The organism is Caballeronia sp. LZ035 (genome assembly GCF_031451175.1).
Classification (GTDB): Bacteria; Pseudomonadota; Gammaproteobacteria; order Burkholderiales; family Burkholderiaceae; genus Caballeronia.
In genome coordinates, this window is record NZ_JARUXS010000002.1 from 757,288 (window position 1) to 773,609 (window position 16,322).

Sequence of the window (16,322 nt, forward strand, 5' to 3'; positions counted from 1 at the left end):
ACTGAACTCCATGCTGAAGGACGCATCGCTGCTTCGTCATGAGGCTTTTATCGACGGGAGGTGGTGTGGCGCGGATACGGGCGCAAGCTTCGATGTGTTCGATCCGGCGACCGGCCGCTCAATCGGCCACGTGCCGAAAATGGGCGAGGCCGAAACGCTGCGCGCCATCGATGCCGCAAATAAAGCATGGCCTGCATGGCGCGCCAGGACCGCGAAGGAGCGCGCCAACCTGCTGCGGCGCTGGTATGAACTGATGCTCGACAACGCGGACGATCTCGCGCTGATTCTCACCGCCGAACAAGGCAAGCCGCTTGCCGAAGCGAAGGGCGAGATCACGTATGCGGCATCGTTCATCGAATGGTTTGCGGAGGAAGGCAAGCGCGTGGCGGGCGATACGCTCGCTTCTCCCGCAGCGGACAAGCGCATCGTCGTGGTGAAGGAGCCGATCGGGGTGTGCGCAGCGATCACGCCGTGGAATTTTCCGGCTGCGATGATTACGCGCAAGGTCGGACCGGCGCTTGCAGCGGGTTGCCCGATCGTGATCAAGCCAGCGGAATCGACACCGTTCTCGGCCTTCGCGATGGCAGTGCTGGCGGAACGCGCGGGCATTCCAGCCGGCGTGCTGAACGTAGTGACGGGCGACCCGAAGGAGATCGGCGGCGCCATCACGCGCAGCCCGATCGTGCGCAAGCTGTCGTTCACGGGATCGACGGGCGTGGGCCGCTTGCTGATGGCGCAGAGCGCGCCGACGGTCAAGAAAGTCACGCTGGAACTGGGCGGCAACGCACCTTTCATCGTGTTCGACGATGCCGATCTCGACGCTGCCGTCGAGGGCGCGATTGCATCGAAGTATCGGAACAACGGGCAGACGTGCGTGTGTACCAATCGCTTCTATGTGCACGACCGCGTGTACGACGCTTTTGCGCAAAAGCTCGCGGAGGCGGTCGGCAAGTTGAAGGTGGGGCATGGCACCGAATCCGGCGTGACGCTCGGGCCGCTGATCGACGATGCGGCGGTGAAGAAAGTCGAAGCGCATATCGCCGATGCGGTGGCCAAGGGCGCGACGGTGATCGCAGGCGGCAAGCGTCACGCGTTGGGGCATGGCTTCTTCGAACCGACCGTGCTCACGGGCGCGACCGTCGATATGTGCGTGTCGAAGGAAGAGACCTTTGGTCCGCTCGCGCCGTTGTTCCGCTTCTCGACCGACGAGGAAGTCGTGCAGTACGCCAACGACACCGAATTCGGGCTCGCGGCCTATTTCTATAGCCGCGATATCGGCCGCATCTGGCGCGTGGCCGAGCAGCTCGAATACGGCATGGTGGGGATCAACACCGGCGCGATCTCGAACGAAGTGGCGCCGTTCGGCGGTGTGAAGCAGTCGGGTCTGGGCCGCGAAGGGTCGCACTACGGTATCGACGATTATCTCGTCATCAAGTACCTGTGCATGGCCGTTTGAAACTGCGGGTGATCTCAAGCGAACGGGGCCGATGACGGCCCCTTTTTTTATATGCGTTCCAGAGAAAGGAACTGCGCGAGCAACGCGCGCGCGTCGGGGGTGTCGTGCAGATTGCGCACGAGTTCGTCGGGGTCCTGGCCTTCTTCCAGCAGCACGTCGTGACGCCGTCTGATGCACGTCGCCGTGATCGCAGGCGTGAACTCGGGATGAAACTGCACGGACAATGCGTTCGGCCCGTAACGCACGATCTGATACGCATCGTGATCCGAGGATGCCAGCACGCGAGCGCCAGGCGGCAATTCGACGATGCTCTGCTCATGCATCAGATGCGCAATGAAGGTCGGCGGACAGTTGGCCAGCAGGCTATCTTCCGCCGCTTCCGGTGACAACCGGATCGTGCGGCATCCCACCTCGCGACCGCGCGGATGATAGTCAACGCGCCCGCCGAGCGCATGTGCCATCAACTGATGGCCGTAGCACACGCCGAACAGCGGCATATCGACTGCCATTGCATCGCGAATCCATTGCGCGGTGGCTTCGCTCCACGGCAAACGATCGGTGACCATCGCCCACGAACCCGTGATGATGCCGATGCGGTCTGCATCCGGCGGCGGCAAGGGCTCGCCTTCGAATACGCGCACGATGTCGGTGTCGACTGCATCGCCGGTGACGCGGCGGAACCACGAAGGAAAGTCGCCATGCGGATGCAGTACGTCGTCGGGCGGCGTACCGGTTTGCACGAGCAGCAGTGGGGAAGAGGCCATAGCAGGATTGATCGTTTCGGTAAAAAAAATCCGCCGGCGTCGAAGCGCGGGCGGATTGTATGAAGCCAGACACCGCTTCAGTTATTTCGATGCATGCGCTCCGGCCGGCACACGTCGGCGCGCGTGCAAATCGTTCTTCGAGGCGAAGACATAGTAGACGAGCGCGGTAGCCACCAGACCGACCATCCATGAAATATCCGCACCACCGAGAAGGTTCGCCCACGGACCGTGGAAGAAGCTTTCCTCCATGAACGGCACCTGAATGGCGATGCCGAAGATATAAATGACGATGGCTTTGAGGTTGAACGCTCCGTAAGCGCCACCCGTGCTGCCGATGATCTCCGACACCTGATAGTGCCGGTCATGGATCAGATAAAAGTCGACGAGATTGATGGCGATCCACGGCGCAAGGACGATGCGCATCGCAAAGATAGCGGTCAGGAACAGCGCCAGAAAGTTGCTCGATGCCCACAAGGCTGTCAACGTCGAGCCCATCAGCAGAATGGCTGAAACCACCACACGCACATTGCGACCCGGAATCCATTTCGGACGGAAAGTCTGCGCGGCCGTGATGCACGACAGCACCGCGCCGTACAGATTCATCCCGTTATGCCCGATGATATTCACGAGGAACAGGAAGATCAGCACGTAGCCGAATGCGCCGGTCTGTGTCTGCACGGCTTGCATGGCATCGGTGGAATGCCCGGCGCTGACGGCCATCACGCCGAAGATGAACGCGAAGATGGTGCCCAGCGAGGTGCCGAAATACGTGAACGCGAAGGTCCGCGCAAAGCCGGTCGACTTCGGCAGATAGCGTGAATAGTCCGACGTGTAGGGCGCAAAGCTGATCTGCCACACCGCGCACAGGCCGAACATGGCGAACCAGTTCGACAGTTCGAAGCTGCCGCGATGAAACACGTCCGCATCCAGATCCGGCGCAATCAGCGACATGCCGATCAGCAGCGCAATCCCCATGAACCACGCACCGATCTTGTTGAAACGGTGAATGAAGTGATACCCGATCACGCCGATCAGCGTGGCGAGCAACGCACCCGCCACGGTGCCGACCGACTCCGGGATCACGGGCACCGCCGTATGAAGCGTCTTGCCGGCCAGGATGATGTTCGATACGAAGAAGCCCAGATAGATGATGGTCGTGAAGCCGACCACCAGCAGCGAGCCGTATCGTCCGAATTGCGCGCGGCTCTGGATCATCTGCGGCACGCCGACCAGGGGCCCTTGCGCCGAAGTCAGCGCATGGAACAGCGCGCCGAAGCACTGGCCTGCCACGATGGCGAATATCGCGCTGACGAAGTCGAGCTTGAAAACCAGCACCGATGTCGCGCCCGATATCACCGCGAGCGGCGCGACATTGGTGCAGAACCACAGCGTGAACAGATCCCTGGGCTTGCCGTGCCGATGCTCCGGCCCGACGTATTCGATCGAATTGCTCTCGATAGTCAGAACGCTGTTGTCGTTCTCCGCGTCTTTCATTGTGTCTCTGTCTCCGTCTTGATGGGGTTGTCGCGCCAGAGCTTCAGCGCATCACGAACGGATCGCTGATCGGTGCGTCCGAGGTACGCAGCCACACGGTTCTTGTTGTCGTGTATTCCAGTGCGGCGCTCATGCCGCCTTCGCGTCCGTGTCCCGACAGGCCGAAGCCGCCGAACGGCGCGAGCGGCGATACCACGCGATACGTATTGATCCAGACGATGCCCGACTTGACGCGCTTCGACACGCGATGCGCGCGCGTCAGATTGCTGGTGAAGATGCCCGCGGCGAGTCCGTATACGGTGCTGTTCGCCTTGGCGATGGCTTCGTCTTCCGTGGTGAACGTATCGACCGAGAGGACCGGTCCGAACAGCTCCTTCGTGATGCAATCCGGTTGCTCGACATTGCTGCAATCGAGAATGGTCGGTGCGTAGAAGAAGCCCTTCCGATCCAGCGCTTTTCCGCCCGTCAGCACGTTGACCCCTTGTTTCAGGGATGTTTCGACAATCGCCTCGATATTCCTGCGTTGCCGTTCCGTGCACAGCGGCCCGAACTCCGTCTGCATCTCGTTCGGCGACCCGATACGAATGCGCTCCACGCGTTCGACGAGCATCGCCAGGAAACGGTCCTTCACGGATGCTTCCACCAGCAGGCGCGAGCCCGCCACGCAACTCTGCCCGCTTGCCGCAAAAATCGCCGCGACCTGAGCGTTGACTGCGCTTTGAATGTCGGTATCGGCAAACACGATGAAAGGCGACTTGCCGCCCAGTTCGAGCGATACCTTCGCCAGGTTATTCGACGTGTTCGAGACAATGTGTTTCGCCGTCTCGGGGCCGCCCGTGAAGGCGACCTTCGATACCTTCGGATGACCGCTCAACACCGCGCCGCACTCCGGCCCGAAGCCGGTAATGACACTGACCACGCCTGGCGGAAAGCCCGCTTCATCGATCAGTCTGGCGAATTCGAGCAGCGGCCCCGGCGCTTCTTCCGATGCCTTCAGCACCACCGTACAACCCGCTGCCAACGCCGGACCGAGCTTCACGGCCGACAGGAACAACTGGCTGTTCCAGGGCACGATGGCCGCGACGACGCCGACCGGCTGACGTTCGAGCCACACCTGCATGTCGGGCTTGTCGACGGGAATATGCGCGCCTTCGAGCTTGTCAGCGATGCCCGCGTAATAGCGGTAATACTCCGCCACGTACGCAATCTGACTCGACGTTTCACGGATGATCTTGCCGGTATCGTTGGTCTCGATTTCGGCCAGACGCGGCGCGGCTTTTTCGACCAGATCCGCGAGCTTGTACAGCAGCTTGCCGCGTGCCGATGCGGTCAGGTTCGCCCATGCGGCATCGCTCAATGCGCGATGGGCGGCATCGACGGCGCGGTTGACCTGTTCGGTGCGCGCTTCGGGCATCTCGGCCCAGATCTGGCCAGTCGCCGGATTCACGCTGCCGAAGGTGGCGGCGCCGGGTTCGAATCGACCATCGATATAAAGCTGAAATTGCGGATTCATGGTGTCGTCACCTCACGCGAAGGCGGGCATCACATCGTTGATCATGCGTTCGAGCGATGCCTTCTTGCGCTCGAAACTCATGCCCGTATCGATCCAGAAAGAATACTCGTCGAAGCCGAGTTTTTCGTAAGCCCTGAGGCGCGCGATCACTTCTTCGGGCGTGCCGATCACGTTGTTCTTGCGCATGGCTTCCGGCGTATAGAACGGATGGGCGGCCATCTCTTCCTTCGTCAGCGTCTTGATCATGCCGCGGCTGACCGGTCGCTCGTTCTTGAACCAGGCACCGAAGTAGTTGTAGAACGCGTTGATTTCATCTGCGGCCACGTGTGCGTCCGCTTCGTTGCTCGCGACGTAGGTGTGACGCAGCAGCATGATCTCGGGACGCGGCACATCGCTGAATTTGTCGCATGCGGCATTGAAGTGGCCGACGAGCTTTTCGACTTCTTCATCGCCGAAGTGCAGCGGCGTGACCTGCACGTTGCATCCATTCGATACGGCGAATTCGTGGCTGTTCGGATCGCGCGCGGCGACCCAGATGGGCGGATGCGGCTGTTGCAATGGCAGCGGCGACGAGGTCGACGAAGGGAAGCGCCAGTATTCGCCTTCGTGCGCGTAGTCGCCTTCCCAGAGCTTCTTCACTGCCGGGATGAGTTCGCGCATGCGCTGCCCGGCCTGCCATGCATCGAGACCCGGCGACAGGCGTTCGTATTCGTACGAATACGCACCGCGCGCAATGCCCAGTTCCAGCCGCCCATTGGTGATGATGTCGGTCATCGCCGCCTCGCCGGCCAGCTTGATTGGATGCCAGAACGGCGCGATCACCGTGCCCGTGCCGAGTCGCACGTGCTTCGTCTTGTTGGCGAGATCGATGAGATTGAGAAACGGATTCGGCGCGATGGTGAAATCCATGCCGTGATGCTCACCGGTCCACACGGCGTGCATGCCGCCGCGATCGGCGATCTGACACAGTTCGACCATCTCCTCGTACAACTGCTTCTGAGTGGTCTTATCGGAGACACGCTCCATATGAGCAAAAAGGGAAAAACGCATGATGTGACCTTTCAGGAATGAAGCGGGCGGACGGTGCCGTTGCTGTGATCGCCGAAGTACAGACCGTAACGCTTCAACTGGTTTTCCTTGTGATAGCGCGCGAGCATGCTGGCGAGTGCGCTGTCGGCGAACGCGTCCGAAGGGATATCGGCGATATCGACGAACTCGCCCGCGGCCGGGACTTCGTCCGGCGCGCTGCACAGGAACGAGATGTACTGGTGATGCGTTTCGGTGTTGTTGTAGGCCGAGTAAATAAAGCTCGCCGATGCCTCTGGCTGGTACTTGCTGAAGAGATCGGCCAGTGCCTTGTCCGCGCCCGCAGGGCCGATTTCCTTCGACGGAATGGTCCATTTGTTGTCGGCCGTGCGTGTCAGCAACACCTTGTCGTCGCGCGCGATGATCGCGCTCACGACGACCCTCGGTCCTGCGATGACTTCCGTTGCGACCGTTGCCGGCGTGAAATAGCCGCCACGGTAATAGCCGAGGCCCGCGTGGCCCGCCGAATGAAATGCTTCGATCTTGCCGAGGATCAGCGCGTGATCGCCGGCATCGATGACGTTATGCGTGGTGCAGTCGAACCACGCGCTCACGTTGTCGATGAGCGGATTGGCATGCGCGCTCAAACGCCAGTCGATGGTCGCAAAACGGTCCTCGCTCGGACGCGCGAAAGTGTTCGATACATCCTTCTGTGCTTCGGCGAGGATGTTGATCGCGAAGTGGCCGGCGCTCGAGAACGCCTGGTAATTGCTCGACGTCTTCGCGATGCTCACCAGCAGCAAGGCCGGATCGAGCGAGACGGACGAGAACGAATTCGCGGTGAAGCCGAGCGGCGCGCCGTCGTCGCGCGTGGTGGTGACGACGGTGACGCCCGTCATGAACGCGCCGAACGCATCGCGCAATTCGCGGGTATTGATTGGGGCAGCAGATACGCCAAGCGTGCTCAACTCACACCTCCAGCTTCATCGTTTCGATGTCCGGCTCGACTTGCAGCCAGGCGCGCAACGCGCGATTGACGGCTTCGGGCGCGGTCAGATTCACCATATGACGCTCGTCTTCGATCACCACGGCGCGGCCGTTGTGTGCCGCTCGCGCCATTTGCTCGGCCATTGCCGGCGTCGAATTGGGATCGTCCGATCCGGTCAGCACGAGCGCAGGGCAGCCGATCTCATGCCAGCCATCGGCATAGGTTTCGTCGCCCCGGGCGAAGGCGGTGTAAGCGGTCGCATAGCCTTCGAGATCCACCGCCCGCAGCCACGATTCCACGCGCTGTGCTGCAATCCGCTGCGCTTCGTCTTCGTTGAACCAGCGGCGCAGGGGCGTGTCGACGTCGATGGTGCCGGAGCGCAGTTCCGCCGCACGATCCAGCACGGCCTGCCGCGCTTCAATGCTGCGCCGATACACGCCGTTCAGCACGGCGACGCGCCGGACCAGATCGGGACGCGTCACCGCGACGCCTGCCGCGATCAGCGAACCCATCGAGTGGCCCGCGAGATTGACCGGACCGGCATCCAGCGCTTCGATGAACTCGCCGGCCCACTGCACGAATTGCGGCAGCGTGGCGTGTGCATCGAGCGGATCGCTCTGGCCGTGACCGGGCATATCGACAGCGATGACGCGAAAGTCTTGCGAGAGCGCGTCGATCTGCGGATACCACGCGCTCGCCTGCATGCCGACGCCGTGAATCAGAACCAGCGGCTCGCCGGTTCCCTGCTCAATGCAATGAGCGCTGCGATTACTTGACAGCAGCAGGGTTCTTGACGTCATTTCCAAGCTCTGCGAGATCCTTGTAACGATCGCCGATGCGGTGATGCGGACGGCCACCCGTTGCGCCGCCGATTGCGACGACGAGTTCATCGGCTGCGGGCGCATCGGGAATGGCGAACTGGAGCGTCAGGTAGTGCGAGCGACGGCCTTCGTCGTTCTTGTCCATCATCGGAATCAGCAGCGGCGCATTGGCCGGGCCGCGCGTGTTGTTGAAGGCGAGATAGGACTTGGCGCCGACCGCGCTGCGATAGATGTTGCCGAAGTGCAGCGTGTGAATCAGTGCGGAGGCGTGTTCGAGTTCACCGTCGACGCCGACGATCGCGCTCTTGCCGAAGGCTTCAATCGCTTCGCCCGAGCCGGCTTCATCGAGGATCAGTTTGGTCAGATATTCGCTGAGCTGCGGGCCGAGCGCGCGGATTTCCGGCGACAGGTCTTCGACATAGCCCCGGCCGGCCCACGGGTTCTTGATGACAGCAGCCGCGCCGATCAGCTTGAGTGGCTTGGCCGCGTCCTTGGCGCCATCCACGTGGATTGTCTCGACGTGCAGGATCGATTTGCGAATCAGGTTCATGGGAGGTTCTCGCGAACGGTGAGGGGATGGGTGTATTTTGGTATTCCATAGTACGGCATGCCATTCGCGTTTACCCCGAAGTGGACGAGAAAGCCTCTGCGGATGCTGTTCGGATGGGGGGGGCGCCATGTGGGGCAGGCGGCGGTGCCTGCGGTTTGAAAGCCCGCAACGGCGGACTTTTGCGTGTCGCTGGCGCACCGGCGTGCGAACGACGGTTCAGGGTTGAATAGCGACGCGAAGAGGGGCGAGGTGCGAAAGGCGGGGAAGTTTGGAGACGGGCGATGAGCCGTTCTTTGCTGGGGCGAGCTCAGTCGCCAGGTCCAGTTGGCCGGCGCGGGGCAACACCGTCGGCTGCTCAGGCGCGACGTGCCCTGCCGGGCCGACAGGCAAGACGGTTTCGAAGTGGACCTGAGCCGGAACACCTGCGCGCCATTTCCGTCCACCGAGTCTGGATGGAGATGAACTGGCCCGCGAGGATGGTCGGGGCAGGCGAGCGTTGCTCGTCTTCACTGATCCAAGGTGTGGCCCATGCACGCTACTGGCCCCGCAGCCGGAGCGCGTGCATCGCGATCGGAAAGATGTTCTTGGTGCTGATGGTGAGCCGGCCAACGTCCCCTGCAAGCGCTCACAAATGACGCAGCGTGCGATCCAGCTCACTGAGCACCCGGTCGATCATGAGTCGATTCGGCTTGTAATACACCCAGTTCTTGATCTTTTTCGAGGTGACCAGCTCGGCCCTCGCCAGTGCCTGCATATGCGTCGTCACCGTAGGCTGGCTCAAGCCGATCTTCTCGGTGATGAACCCGACGCAGACGCCGTCCTTTACGAGATCACCGTCCCGCTGCGGCGGGAAATGCTTTTCCGGCTCGGCGAGCCACATCAGTATCGCGAGGCGATGACGGTTCGAAAGCGCCTGAAGCGCCTTCTGCAGCCGACTCTCATCCAGGTTGTCCGATTCCTGCATGACGCAAGCGTCCTTGACATGAGGTATCTATATTGTATCTTATCTATATAGATTTCCATCGGGGCTGAGATTGCCATGGCGACGACCGCACGCACATCCACACGCACACAGCCCATCGCACGCACGGTCAGTATCGCCATCGTCTTCACGCTCTTCGTCGGGGTCGTGTTCGGCTTCGGGCTCTATCTGTTTGCCTTGGTCGTACCAGTGATGCGCGAGCGTTTAGGGTTCGGCTATGCGTCGGTCGGTATCGTGGCCGGCGGCGCACAGACTGCTTACCTCGCAGCCGCGCTGCTTTGTCCGCTCCTCACAAACCGCTTCGGCGCGGGCCGGGTCATCACGGGCGCCGTCGCTGCGGCGAGCATGCTGCTGCTGCTCTTTGCGGGCGTGAACAGCGTCGTGCAGACCGGCTTCGTTCTTGCCGGTCTCGGCGCAGCCGCGGCGTTCATGGTCATACCGACTGCCGGCGCAGTCGCTGAAAACGTGCCGTCCTGCTACCGATCCCGTGTCAATGGACTGATATCCAGCGGGACCGCCTATGGACAAGTCGCGAATGGCTTTCTCGTATCCTGGCTTCTGCCGGGCGACGCATGGCGCACGATATGGATCGTGGCGGGCTCGACATCGCTTGCCATCACGCTGTTCGGTTTTATCGCGCTCCGCGTGTTCGCATCGCCAGTCTTCGTCCACGAGACAGCAAGGAACGCAGAGAACCGTCGCGCATCCGATGGCTGGCGGCGACTGGCGACGGGGCGCAACCTCACGGTGTGGATCTTGCTGGCACTGGCCGGGATGGTCTGCGGTCCGTGGCAGAATTTTCTGGCCGCTGAAAAGGGTTATGCGCTCGAGACCATTGGCCGCTTATGGTCGATCATCGGTGCCGTGGGACTCTTCAGCGGCTTCGTTGCAGGCCTGGCGGCCGACAAGGCCGGCGTGCGTATTGCCCTCGCGCTATCCTATGCGGCGCTGGCTTGTTCCGCGCTACTGGTCGCGCTTCATTCGGAAGTCTGGCAATTGCAGGCGGCCGCCATCTGTTTCGGCGTATCGTTCTATGCGATCTACGGCCTGATTCCCGCCTATATCAGCAAGACCGTCGAGCCTCGCACTGTGACTTCGGTGTTTGCTGTCGCTAACGTCTTTCTGGGTCTCGGAACGACATTGGGTAACGTCATTGCGGGATACTTCCCGAGCTGGTTCGGATCGTTCCGGGACGCCTTCATCGTTGAATCCACAATTGCATGTGCGGCAGTCATACTCACGATGACGCTTCGCGACGAGAGAAGGTCTGACGCTTGAGGCACGCGGGAGGCACGCGACGTCAGAGCCGCGGTTGGGCAAGCCGAACAGACTGAAGCCAAGCCTCCTGCTCAACGCATCTCCGCATAATCTTCGATAGCCGGACGCGCACCACCTTCAAGCGCTCGAACGCCTCGAATGAGCGAAGCTCTCAGCGCATTCTCCTTCGCCAGCGCTTCGGGAAAAACGTCTCGCACGCACAACATGGCATCGACGAGTTGTTCCGCATTCTCAGCCGACATGCTGAGCTGTGTAAGCCGCTCGCCAAGCGGATCGCTGATCGAATAGCGCGTACCGTCATCGGCCTGTCCGCGCAGGAACACGAACCAGGCCGCCACCGCCAGAGCAAGCCGTTCGAACGGCTTGCCCTTCGCGATACGCGCTTCGATCGTCGCCAGGATACGGGGCGGCAGCTTCTGGCTGCCGTCCATTGCAATCTGCGCGCAGCGATGCTTCAGCGCCGGATTCGCATAACGGTCGAGCAGCGCATCGCGATAGGCGAGCAAGTCGAACGAGGCCGGCACGTCGAGCGTCGGCGCGATCTCATGCGTCATCATCGCGTGGATCAGCGTGCGCAGCGGCGCGTGGCCGACGGCCTCGCTCACGGTTTCGAAGCCCGCGAGCATCGACAGATACGCAAGCGTCGAATGCGTGGCGTTCAGCATGCGCAGCTTGGCGATCTCGAAGGGCGCGACGTCTTCCACCAGTTGTGCGCCCGCGACTTCCCACGCCGGACGCCCCGCAGCAAAGCGGTCTTCGATCACCCATTGCCGGAACGGCTCGCACGGCACGGGCACCTCATCGATGACACCGAGCGCGTTGCGCGCGGCTTCACGATCGGCAACGGCTGTGGCGGGCACGATGCGGTCCACCATCGTCGATGGAAACTCGACCTGTGACTCGATCCACGCCGCAAGCGACGCACTGAGCCGCGCCGCAAACGATACGACCACCTGTTTCAGCGCCGCGCCGTTATGCGAGAGGTTGTCACATGAGAGCACGGTGAAGGGCAGCACGCCCGCGTCGCGGCGCGCCTTCAATGCTGCCGCAAGAATGCCGGGAACGGTGGACGGTTCATCGGGCCGGGCCAGGTCGCTCATGACGGCTGCATGGGAGAAGTCCGCATCGCCGGTGGTCGCGTCGCGGCAATAGCCCTTTTCCGTCACGGTCAGCGACACGATACGCACGCGCGCATCCGCCAGCAGTTCGAACAGGCGCGCACGGTCGACAGGCATCGCGAGCACTTCGCGCAGCGCACGCACGACGGTCACACGCACGCCGTCAGGTCCGCGTTCGACCACGCTATAGAGACCATCCTGCGCCATCAGTGCATCGCGCTTGCTGACATCGCCCTGCAAGGTGACCCCGCAAATGCCCCAGTCGCCGCCGCGCGCGAGCATCGCCTCTTCGGTATAAAGCGCCTCGTGCGCACGATGAAAATTGCCGATGCCGAGATGCACGATGCCGATATCCGGCTCGCGCCATTCCGGCGAGAGAAGGTGCGTCTGCAATGTATCGAGACGAGTACGTGCAAGCCTGTTTGCGCTGGTCATAAGTCGGTAGCGTTGATTGATTTCGCGTCGGGACGACGGAGGGAAAACCCGGAGTGACTCCGTAACATACTGGTATGGTAGTATTCACTCGAAGGTTTCGCCATCTAAGGAATTCCCCTATGAAGATCATTCGTGCGGATGTCATCGTGACGTGTCCGGGTCGCAATTTCGTGACCTTGAAGGTGGTGACGGACGAGGGCGTCCACGGCATCGGCGATGCCACGCTCAATGGCCGCGAACTGGCGGTGGCGTCGTATCTGAAGGACCATGTGTGTCCGCTTTTGATCGGCCGCGATCCCGGTCGTATTGAAGATGCCTGGCAGTTCCTTTACAAGGGCGCGTATTGGCGCCGTGGTCCGGTGACAATGACCGCCATCGCCGCCGTCGACATGGCGCTGTGGGACATTCTCGGCAAGGTCACGAAAACGCCGCTCTACAAGCTGCTCGGCGGTGCATCGCGCGAAGGCGTGATGGTCTACGGACACGCGACGGGCCGCGACATTCCCGAAGCGCTCGACAAATACGAGGAACACATCGAGCAGGGCTACCAGGCTATTCGCATTCAGTGCGGCGTGCCGAACATGCGCTCGGTGTATGGCGTATCGAAAGGAAGCGGCATGTACGAGCCCGCGACCAAGGGCGCGGTGGAAGAGCAGAGCTGGTCGTCCGAGAAGTATCTGGATTTCGTGCCGAAGCTGTTCGAAGCCGTGCGCGGGAAGTTCGGCTTCGACACGCACCTGCTACACGACGTGCATCATCGGCTGACGCCGATCGAAGCCGCGCGACTGGGCAAATCCATCGAGCCGTATCGTCTCTTCTGGATGGAAGATCCCACTCCCGCCGAGAATCAGGCCGGCTTCCGCCTGATCCGCGAACATACCGTCACGCCGATTGCAGTCGGCGAAGTCTTCAACAGCATCTGGGATTGCAAACAGCTGATCGAGGAACAACTGATCGACTATATCCGCGCGACGCTCACGCACGCGGGCGGCATCACGCACTTGCGGCGCATCGCGGATTTCGCCTCGCTGTATCAGGTGCGGACGGGCTGTCATGGGCCGTCGGACCTGTCGCCGGTCTGCATGGGCGCCGCACTGCACTTCGACCTGTGGGTGCCGAACTTCGGCGTGCAGGAATACATGGGCTTTCCGCAGGAAGCGCTCGACGTCTTCCCGCATGCGTGGTCGTTCGATCGCGGCATGATGCATCCGGGCGATGCACCGGGTCACGGCGTGGATATCGACGAGACGCTTGCCGCGAAGTATCCCTACGATCCCGCCTGGCTGCCGGTCGCGCGGCTGGAAGACGGCACGCTCTGGAACTGGTGACAGCAGACGGTCAGGCTGTAGAAAAAACATTATTAGCGGAGACGACAAGACATGGCGGACAAGGAGACGAACGCGATGCTGCGCAGGGTGGCAGCGGCATCGACCATCGGCACGGCAGCGGAATACTACGATTTCTTCGTATACGGTACGGCGGCGGTGCTGGTGTTCGGCGCGAAGTTCTTCCCGGCGAGCGATCCGCTGATCGGCACACTCGCCGCGTTCGCCACGTACGCAGTGGGCTTCGTTGCAAGACCAATCGGCGGCATCGTGTTCGGTCACTTCGGCGATAAGCTGGGACGCAAGAAGGCTTTGATCGTGACCATTCTGATCGTGGGTCTCGGCACCTTCGCCATCGGTCTTCTGCCGGACTATTCGCAAGCGGGCATCTGGGCGCCCGCTGCGCTCATCTTCATTCGCGTGTTGCAGGGCTTCGGCGTGGGCGGCGAACAGGCGGGCGCGGTGCTGCTGACGGCGGAATACGCTCCGCCGCGTGAACGCGGCTTCTTCGCGAGTCTCGTGCAACTGGGCGCGCCTGCGGGCTTTCTGATTCCATCGGGCATCTTCGCGATCCTCACGTCCGCACTCACGCACGATCAGTTCATGAGCTGGGGCTGGCGGCTGCCGTTCCTCGGCAGCATCGTGCTGGTGGTGGTCGGGTTGTATATCCGCTTGCGTACCGAGGAGTCGCCCGTGTTCGCCGCCATTCGCGCGACGCAGGCGGTTGAATCGCGGCCGGTGGTCGAGGTCGTGAAGCAACATGGCGGCGTCATTGTCAAAGGCGTCGGCGCGAAGCTGATCGAGGCCTGCACGTTCGGCATGTACACGATGATCGTGCTCGCCTATGGCCGCGCGCATCAGGTTTCCGATGCGCTCCTGTTGCAGACCATCATCGTTGCGGTCGTGCTCGAACTCATCGCGATTCCGCTGGCCGGTGCGCTGTCCGACCGCATTGGACGCCGCGCCACGTTCATGGCGGGCGCGGTGCTGCACGTGCTGCTGGTCGCGCCGCTGTTTCATGCGATCGACAGCGGCAACCGTCTTGCGATCCAGACCGTGATGATCCTGGCGATCACCGTGGGCCACAGTCTGTGCTATGCACCGCAGGCCTCGCTCTTTCCGGAACTGTTTCCCGCGCGCGTGCGATGCAGCGGCATTGCGCTGATCTGGCAGATCGGTTCCCTGATTGGCAGCGGCGTGCTTGGCCTGGTCGCGGTCAAGCTGATCCAGGCGACGGGCGGCAGTTCCACTGGCCTGATTGCGTACGTCGCTGTGCTCGGCATCGTATCGGCGATCTCGATCTTCCTGTTGCCCGAGACTGCGCCCGTGCGACGCGGCGGTGACCTGCATGACTGGATCGCGCCGTCGCGCGATGCGGTATCGAACCAATCGAATCAATCGAACGAAGCGCTTGCGGCAGCCACGCCGGCTGCGCGCCGCTGACTCTCCACGCGTCAACACGAGAACCTCATCATGCTTGCAGCCGTCCTTCACGAAGCGAAGAAGCTTTCCATCGACGAAATCGATACGCCGCAGCCGCTCGCGGGCCAGGTGCAGATACGCGTGCGCGCGGGCGGCATCTGCGGCTCGGACCTGTCGTATTACTTCAAGGGCAAAAGCGGCGATTTTGCGGTGCGTGAGCCCTTCGTGCTCGGCCACGAAGTCGCGGGGGAAGTGGCGGCGCTCGGCGCAGGCGTGAGCGGCTTGCGGGTCGGCCAGCGTGTCGCCGTGAATCCGGGCCTCAATTGCGGCGAATGCCGCTTCTGCGTGAAGGGCATGCCGAATCATTGCCTGAAGATGCGCTTCATGGGCAGTGCATCGACGTTTCCGCATATGCAGGGCATGTTCCGCCAGTACCTCACGGCGACGGCGCGTCAGTGCGTTCCGGTGCCGGACACGCTCGACTACGCGCAGGCGTCGATGGCCGAGCCGCTCGCCGTTGCGCTTCATGCGTTGAAGCAGGCGGGCACGCTCGTGGGCGCGAGGCTGCTGCTGGTGGGCTGCGGACCGATCGGCTGCATCGTGCTGGCGGCGGCGCGCAGTGCGGGCGCGCATGGCATCGTTGCAGTCGATCTCGCGCCGAAGGCCTTGCAGATGGCTGCCGCCCTGGGCGCCGACGAAACCGTACTGGCCGACGATCGCGCGACTATCGATGCATGGTCGCGCGAGCGCGGCAGTTTCGATATCGTGATAGAGGCATCGGGCAGCCCGGCAGGACTCGATACCGCGTTGCGCGCGGCACGAGCGGGCGGCACGGTGATTCAGCTTGGCAATCTGCCGGCGGGACAATCGCCGGTCGCGGCCAACCTCGTGATGTCGAAAGAACTGCGCTATCAAGGCTCGTTCCGCTTCACCGATGAATACGTGATCGCCGCCGAGATGCTGGCGTCGCGCCGCATCGATCTGACGCCGCTGATGACGCATGCGTTCCCGCTCGAAGACGCGAACCGCGCGTTCGAAGTCGCGCATGACCGCAACCAGTCGATGAAGGTGCATATCCAGTTCGACTGAACCCACCCGACAACACGAGCCGCCCATTCAACATAAACAAAAACGCGCGGCGCACAGGAGA

The 16,322-nt window shown here is 62.1% G+C and carries 14 protein-coding genes; 5 read left to right on the forward strand and 9 right to left on the reverse strand.

What is annotated here, in order from left to right; all coding sequences use genetic code 11:
* The first annotated feature begins 10 nt into the window (after positions 1 to 10).
* On the forward strand, positions 11 to 1,456 hold the full coding sequence (locus tag QCE88_RS19015) for an NAD-dependent succinate-semialdehyde dehydrogenase (RefSeq protein ID WP_309906510.1): 1,446 nt from the start codon (positions 11 to 13) through the stop codon (positions 1,454 to 1,456).
* A 47-nt stretch (positions 1,457 to 1,503) separates the two neighbouring features.
* On the opposite strand, the gene QCE88_RS19020 is transcribed toward QCE88_RS19015, so the two are convergent.
* The 8 genes from QCE88_RS19020 to QCE88_RS19055 form a co-directional block, all read right to left on the reverse strand.
* Positions 1,504 to 2,220: a glutamine amidotransferase gene (locus tag QCE88_RS19020; RefSeq protein WP_309904950.1), complete on the reverse strand. Its 717-nt coding sequence runs from the start codon at positions 2,218 to 2,220 to the stop codon at positions 1,504 to 1,506.
* 81 nt (positions 2,221 to 2,301) lie between these two features.
* Positions 2,302 to 3,714, reverse strand: a complete 1,413-nt coding sequence (locus tag QCE88_RS19025; protein ID WP_309904952.1) for a cytosine permease — start codon at positions 3,712 to 3,714, stop codon at positions 2,302 to 2,304.
* A gap of 43 nt (positions 3,715 to 3,757) precedes the next feature.
* Positions 3,758 to 5,227, reverse strand: coding sequence for an aldehyde dehydrogenase (locus QCE88_RS19030; protein ID WP_309904954.1), 1,470 nt, complete (start codon positions 5,225 to 5,227; stop codon positions 3,758 to 3,760).
* 12 nt (positions 5,228 to 5,239) lie between these two features.
* On the reverse strand, positions 5,240 to 6,277 hold the full coding sequence (locus QCE88_RS19035; protein WP_309904956.1) for an LLM class flavin-dependent oxidoreductase: 1,038 nt from the start codon (positions 6,275 to 6,277) through the stop codon (positions 5,240 to 5,242).
* A gap of 11 nt (positions 6,278 to 6,288) precedes the next feature.
* Positions 6,289 to 7,221 (reverse strand): flavin reductase, encoded by a 933-nt coding sequence (locus QCE88_RS19040; protein WP_309904958.1) that lies wholly within the window; start codon positions 7,219 to 7,221, stop codon positions 6,289 to 6,291.
* Between the two features lies 1 nt (position 7,222).
* Positions 7,223 to 8,041, reverse strand: coding sequence for an alpha/beta hydrolase (locus tag QCE88_RS19045; protein ID WP_309904960.1), 819 nt, complete (start codon positions 8,039 to 8,041; stop codon positions 7,223 to 7,225).
* The gene (locus QCE88_RS19050) at positions 8,010 to 8,612 is read right to left on the reverse strand and encodes an amino acid synthesis family protein (RefSeq protein WP_309904962.1); all 603 of its coding nucleotides are present in this window, start codon (positions 8,610 to 8,612) and stop codon (positions 8,010 to 8,012) included. Before QCE88_RS19050 ends, QCE88_RS19045 begins: the two co-directional genes overlap by 32 nt.
* A gap of 625 nt (positions 8,613 to 9,237) precedes the next feature.
* Positions 9,238 to 9,576 (reverse strand): winged helix-turn-helix domain-containing protein, encoded by a 339-nt coding sequence (locus QCE88_RS19055; RefSeq protein ID WP_309904963.1) that lies wholly within the window; start codon positions 9,574 to 9,576, stop codon positions 9,238 to 9,240.
* Positions 9,577 to 9,651: 75 nt separating this feature from the next.
* Between QCE88_RS19055 and QCE88_RS19060 the strand changes: the two genes are divergently transcribed.
* Positions 9,652 to 10,872, forward strand: a complete 1,221-nt coding sequence (locus tag QCE88_RS19060) for an MFS transporter (protein ID WP_309904965.1) — start codon at positions 9,652 to 9,654, stop codon at positions 10,870 to 10,872.
* A 71-nt stretch (positions 10,873 to 10,943) separates the two neighbouring features.
* Here the strand turns inward: QCE88_RS19060 and QCE88_RS19065 are convergent, their stop codons facing one another.
* Entirely contained in the window at positions 10,944 to 12,425 is a 1,482-nt protein-coding gene (locus tag QCE88_RS19065; RefSeq protein WP_309904968.1) for a mannitol dehydrogenase family protein, read from the reverse strand.
* Positions 12,426 to 12,544: 119 nt separating this feature from the next.
* Between QCE88_RS19065 and manD the strand changes: the two genes are divergently transcribed.
* From manD to QCE88_RS19080, 3 genes are read left to right on the forward strand one after another with little or no spacing between them, the layout of a single operon-like run.
* Positions 12,545 to 13,753, forward strand: a complete 1,209-nt coding sequence (gene manD, locus QCE88_RS19070; RefSeq protein WP_309904970.1) for a D-mannonate dehydratase ManD — start codon at positions 12,545 to 12,547, stop codon at positions 13,751 to 13,753.
* A gap of 51 nt (positions 13,754 to 13,804) precedes the next feature.
* Positions 13,805 to 15,193 carry an MFS transporter gene (locus QCE88_RS19075; RefSeq protein WP_309904972.1) on the forward strand — a complete coding sequence of 463 codons (1,389 nt, stop codon included), beginning with the start codon at positions 13,805 to 13,807 and terminating at the stop codon, positions 15,191 to 15,193.
* A 30-nt stretch (positions 15,194 to 15,223) separates the two neighbouring features.
* Positions 15,224 to 16,261, forward strand: coding sequence for an L-idonate 5-dehydrogenase (locus tag QCE88_RS19080; RefSeq protein ID WP_309904974.1), 1,038 nt, complete (start codon positions 15,224 to 15,226; stop codon positions 16,259 to 16,261).
* The last annotated feature ends 61 nt before the right edge of the window (positions 16,262 to 16,322 follow it).

Excerpts from the sequence above, each read along its gene's own strand:
- QCE88_RS19080 (WP_309904974.1), top strand. The coding sequence starts at position 15,224 with ATGCTTGCAGCCGTCCTTCACGAAGCGAAGAAGCTTTCCATCGACGAA.
- QCE88_RS19020 (WP_309904950.1), bottom strand. The coding sequence starts at position 2,220 with ATGGCCTCTTCCCCACTGCTGCTCGTGCAAACCGGTACGCCGCCCGAC.
- QCE88_RS19060 (WP_309904965.1), top strand. The coding sequence starts at position 9,652 with ATGGCGACGACCGCACGCACATCCACACGCACACAGCCCATCGCACGC.
- QCE88_RS19045 (WP_309904960.1), bottom strand. The coding sequence starts at position 8,041 with ATGACGTCAAGAACCCTGCTGCTGTCAAGTAATCGCAGCGCTCATTGC.
- QCE88_RS19025 (WP_309904952.1), bottom strand. The coding sequence starts at position 3,714 with ATGAAAGACGCGGAGAACGACAACAGCGTTCTGACTATCGAGAGCAAT.
- QCE88_RS19035 (WP_309904956.1), bottom strand. The coding sequence starts at position 6,277 with ATGCGTTTTTCCCTTTTTGCTCATATGGAGCGTGTCTCCGATAAGACC.
- QCE88_RS19065 (WP_309904968.1), bottom strand. The coding sequence starts at position 12,425 with ATGACCAGCGCAAACAGGCTTGCACGTACTCGTCTCGATACATTGCAG.
- manD (WP_309904970.1), top strand. The coding sequence starts at position 12,545 with ATGAAGATCATTCGTGCGGATGTCATCGTGACGTGTCCGGGTCGCAAT.
- QCE88_RS19075 (WP_309904972.1), top strand. The coding sequence starts at position 13,805 with ATGGCGGACAAGGAGACGAACGCGATGCTGCGCAGGGTGGCAGCGGCA.
- QCE88_RS19030 (WP_309904954.1), bottom strand. The coding sequence starts at position 5,227 with ATGAATCCGCAATTTCAGCTTTATATCGATGGTCGATTCGAACCCGGC.
- QCE88_RS19055 (WP_309904963.1), bottom strand. The coding sequence starts at position 9,576 with ATGCAGGAATCGGACAACCTGGATGAGAGTCGGCTGCAGAAGGCGCTT.
- QCE88_RS19015 (WP_309906510.1), top strand. The coding sequence starts at position 11 with ATGCTGAAGGACGCATCGCTGCTTCGTCATGAGGCTTTTATCGACGGG.
- QCE88_RS19050 (WP_309904962.1), bottom strand. The coding sequence starts at position 8,612 with ATGAACCTGATTCGCAAATCGATCCTGCACGTCGAGACAATCCACGTG.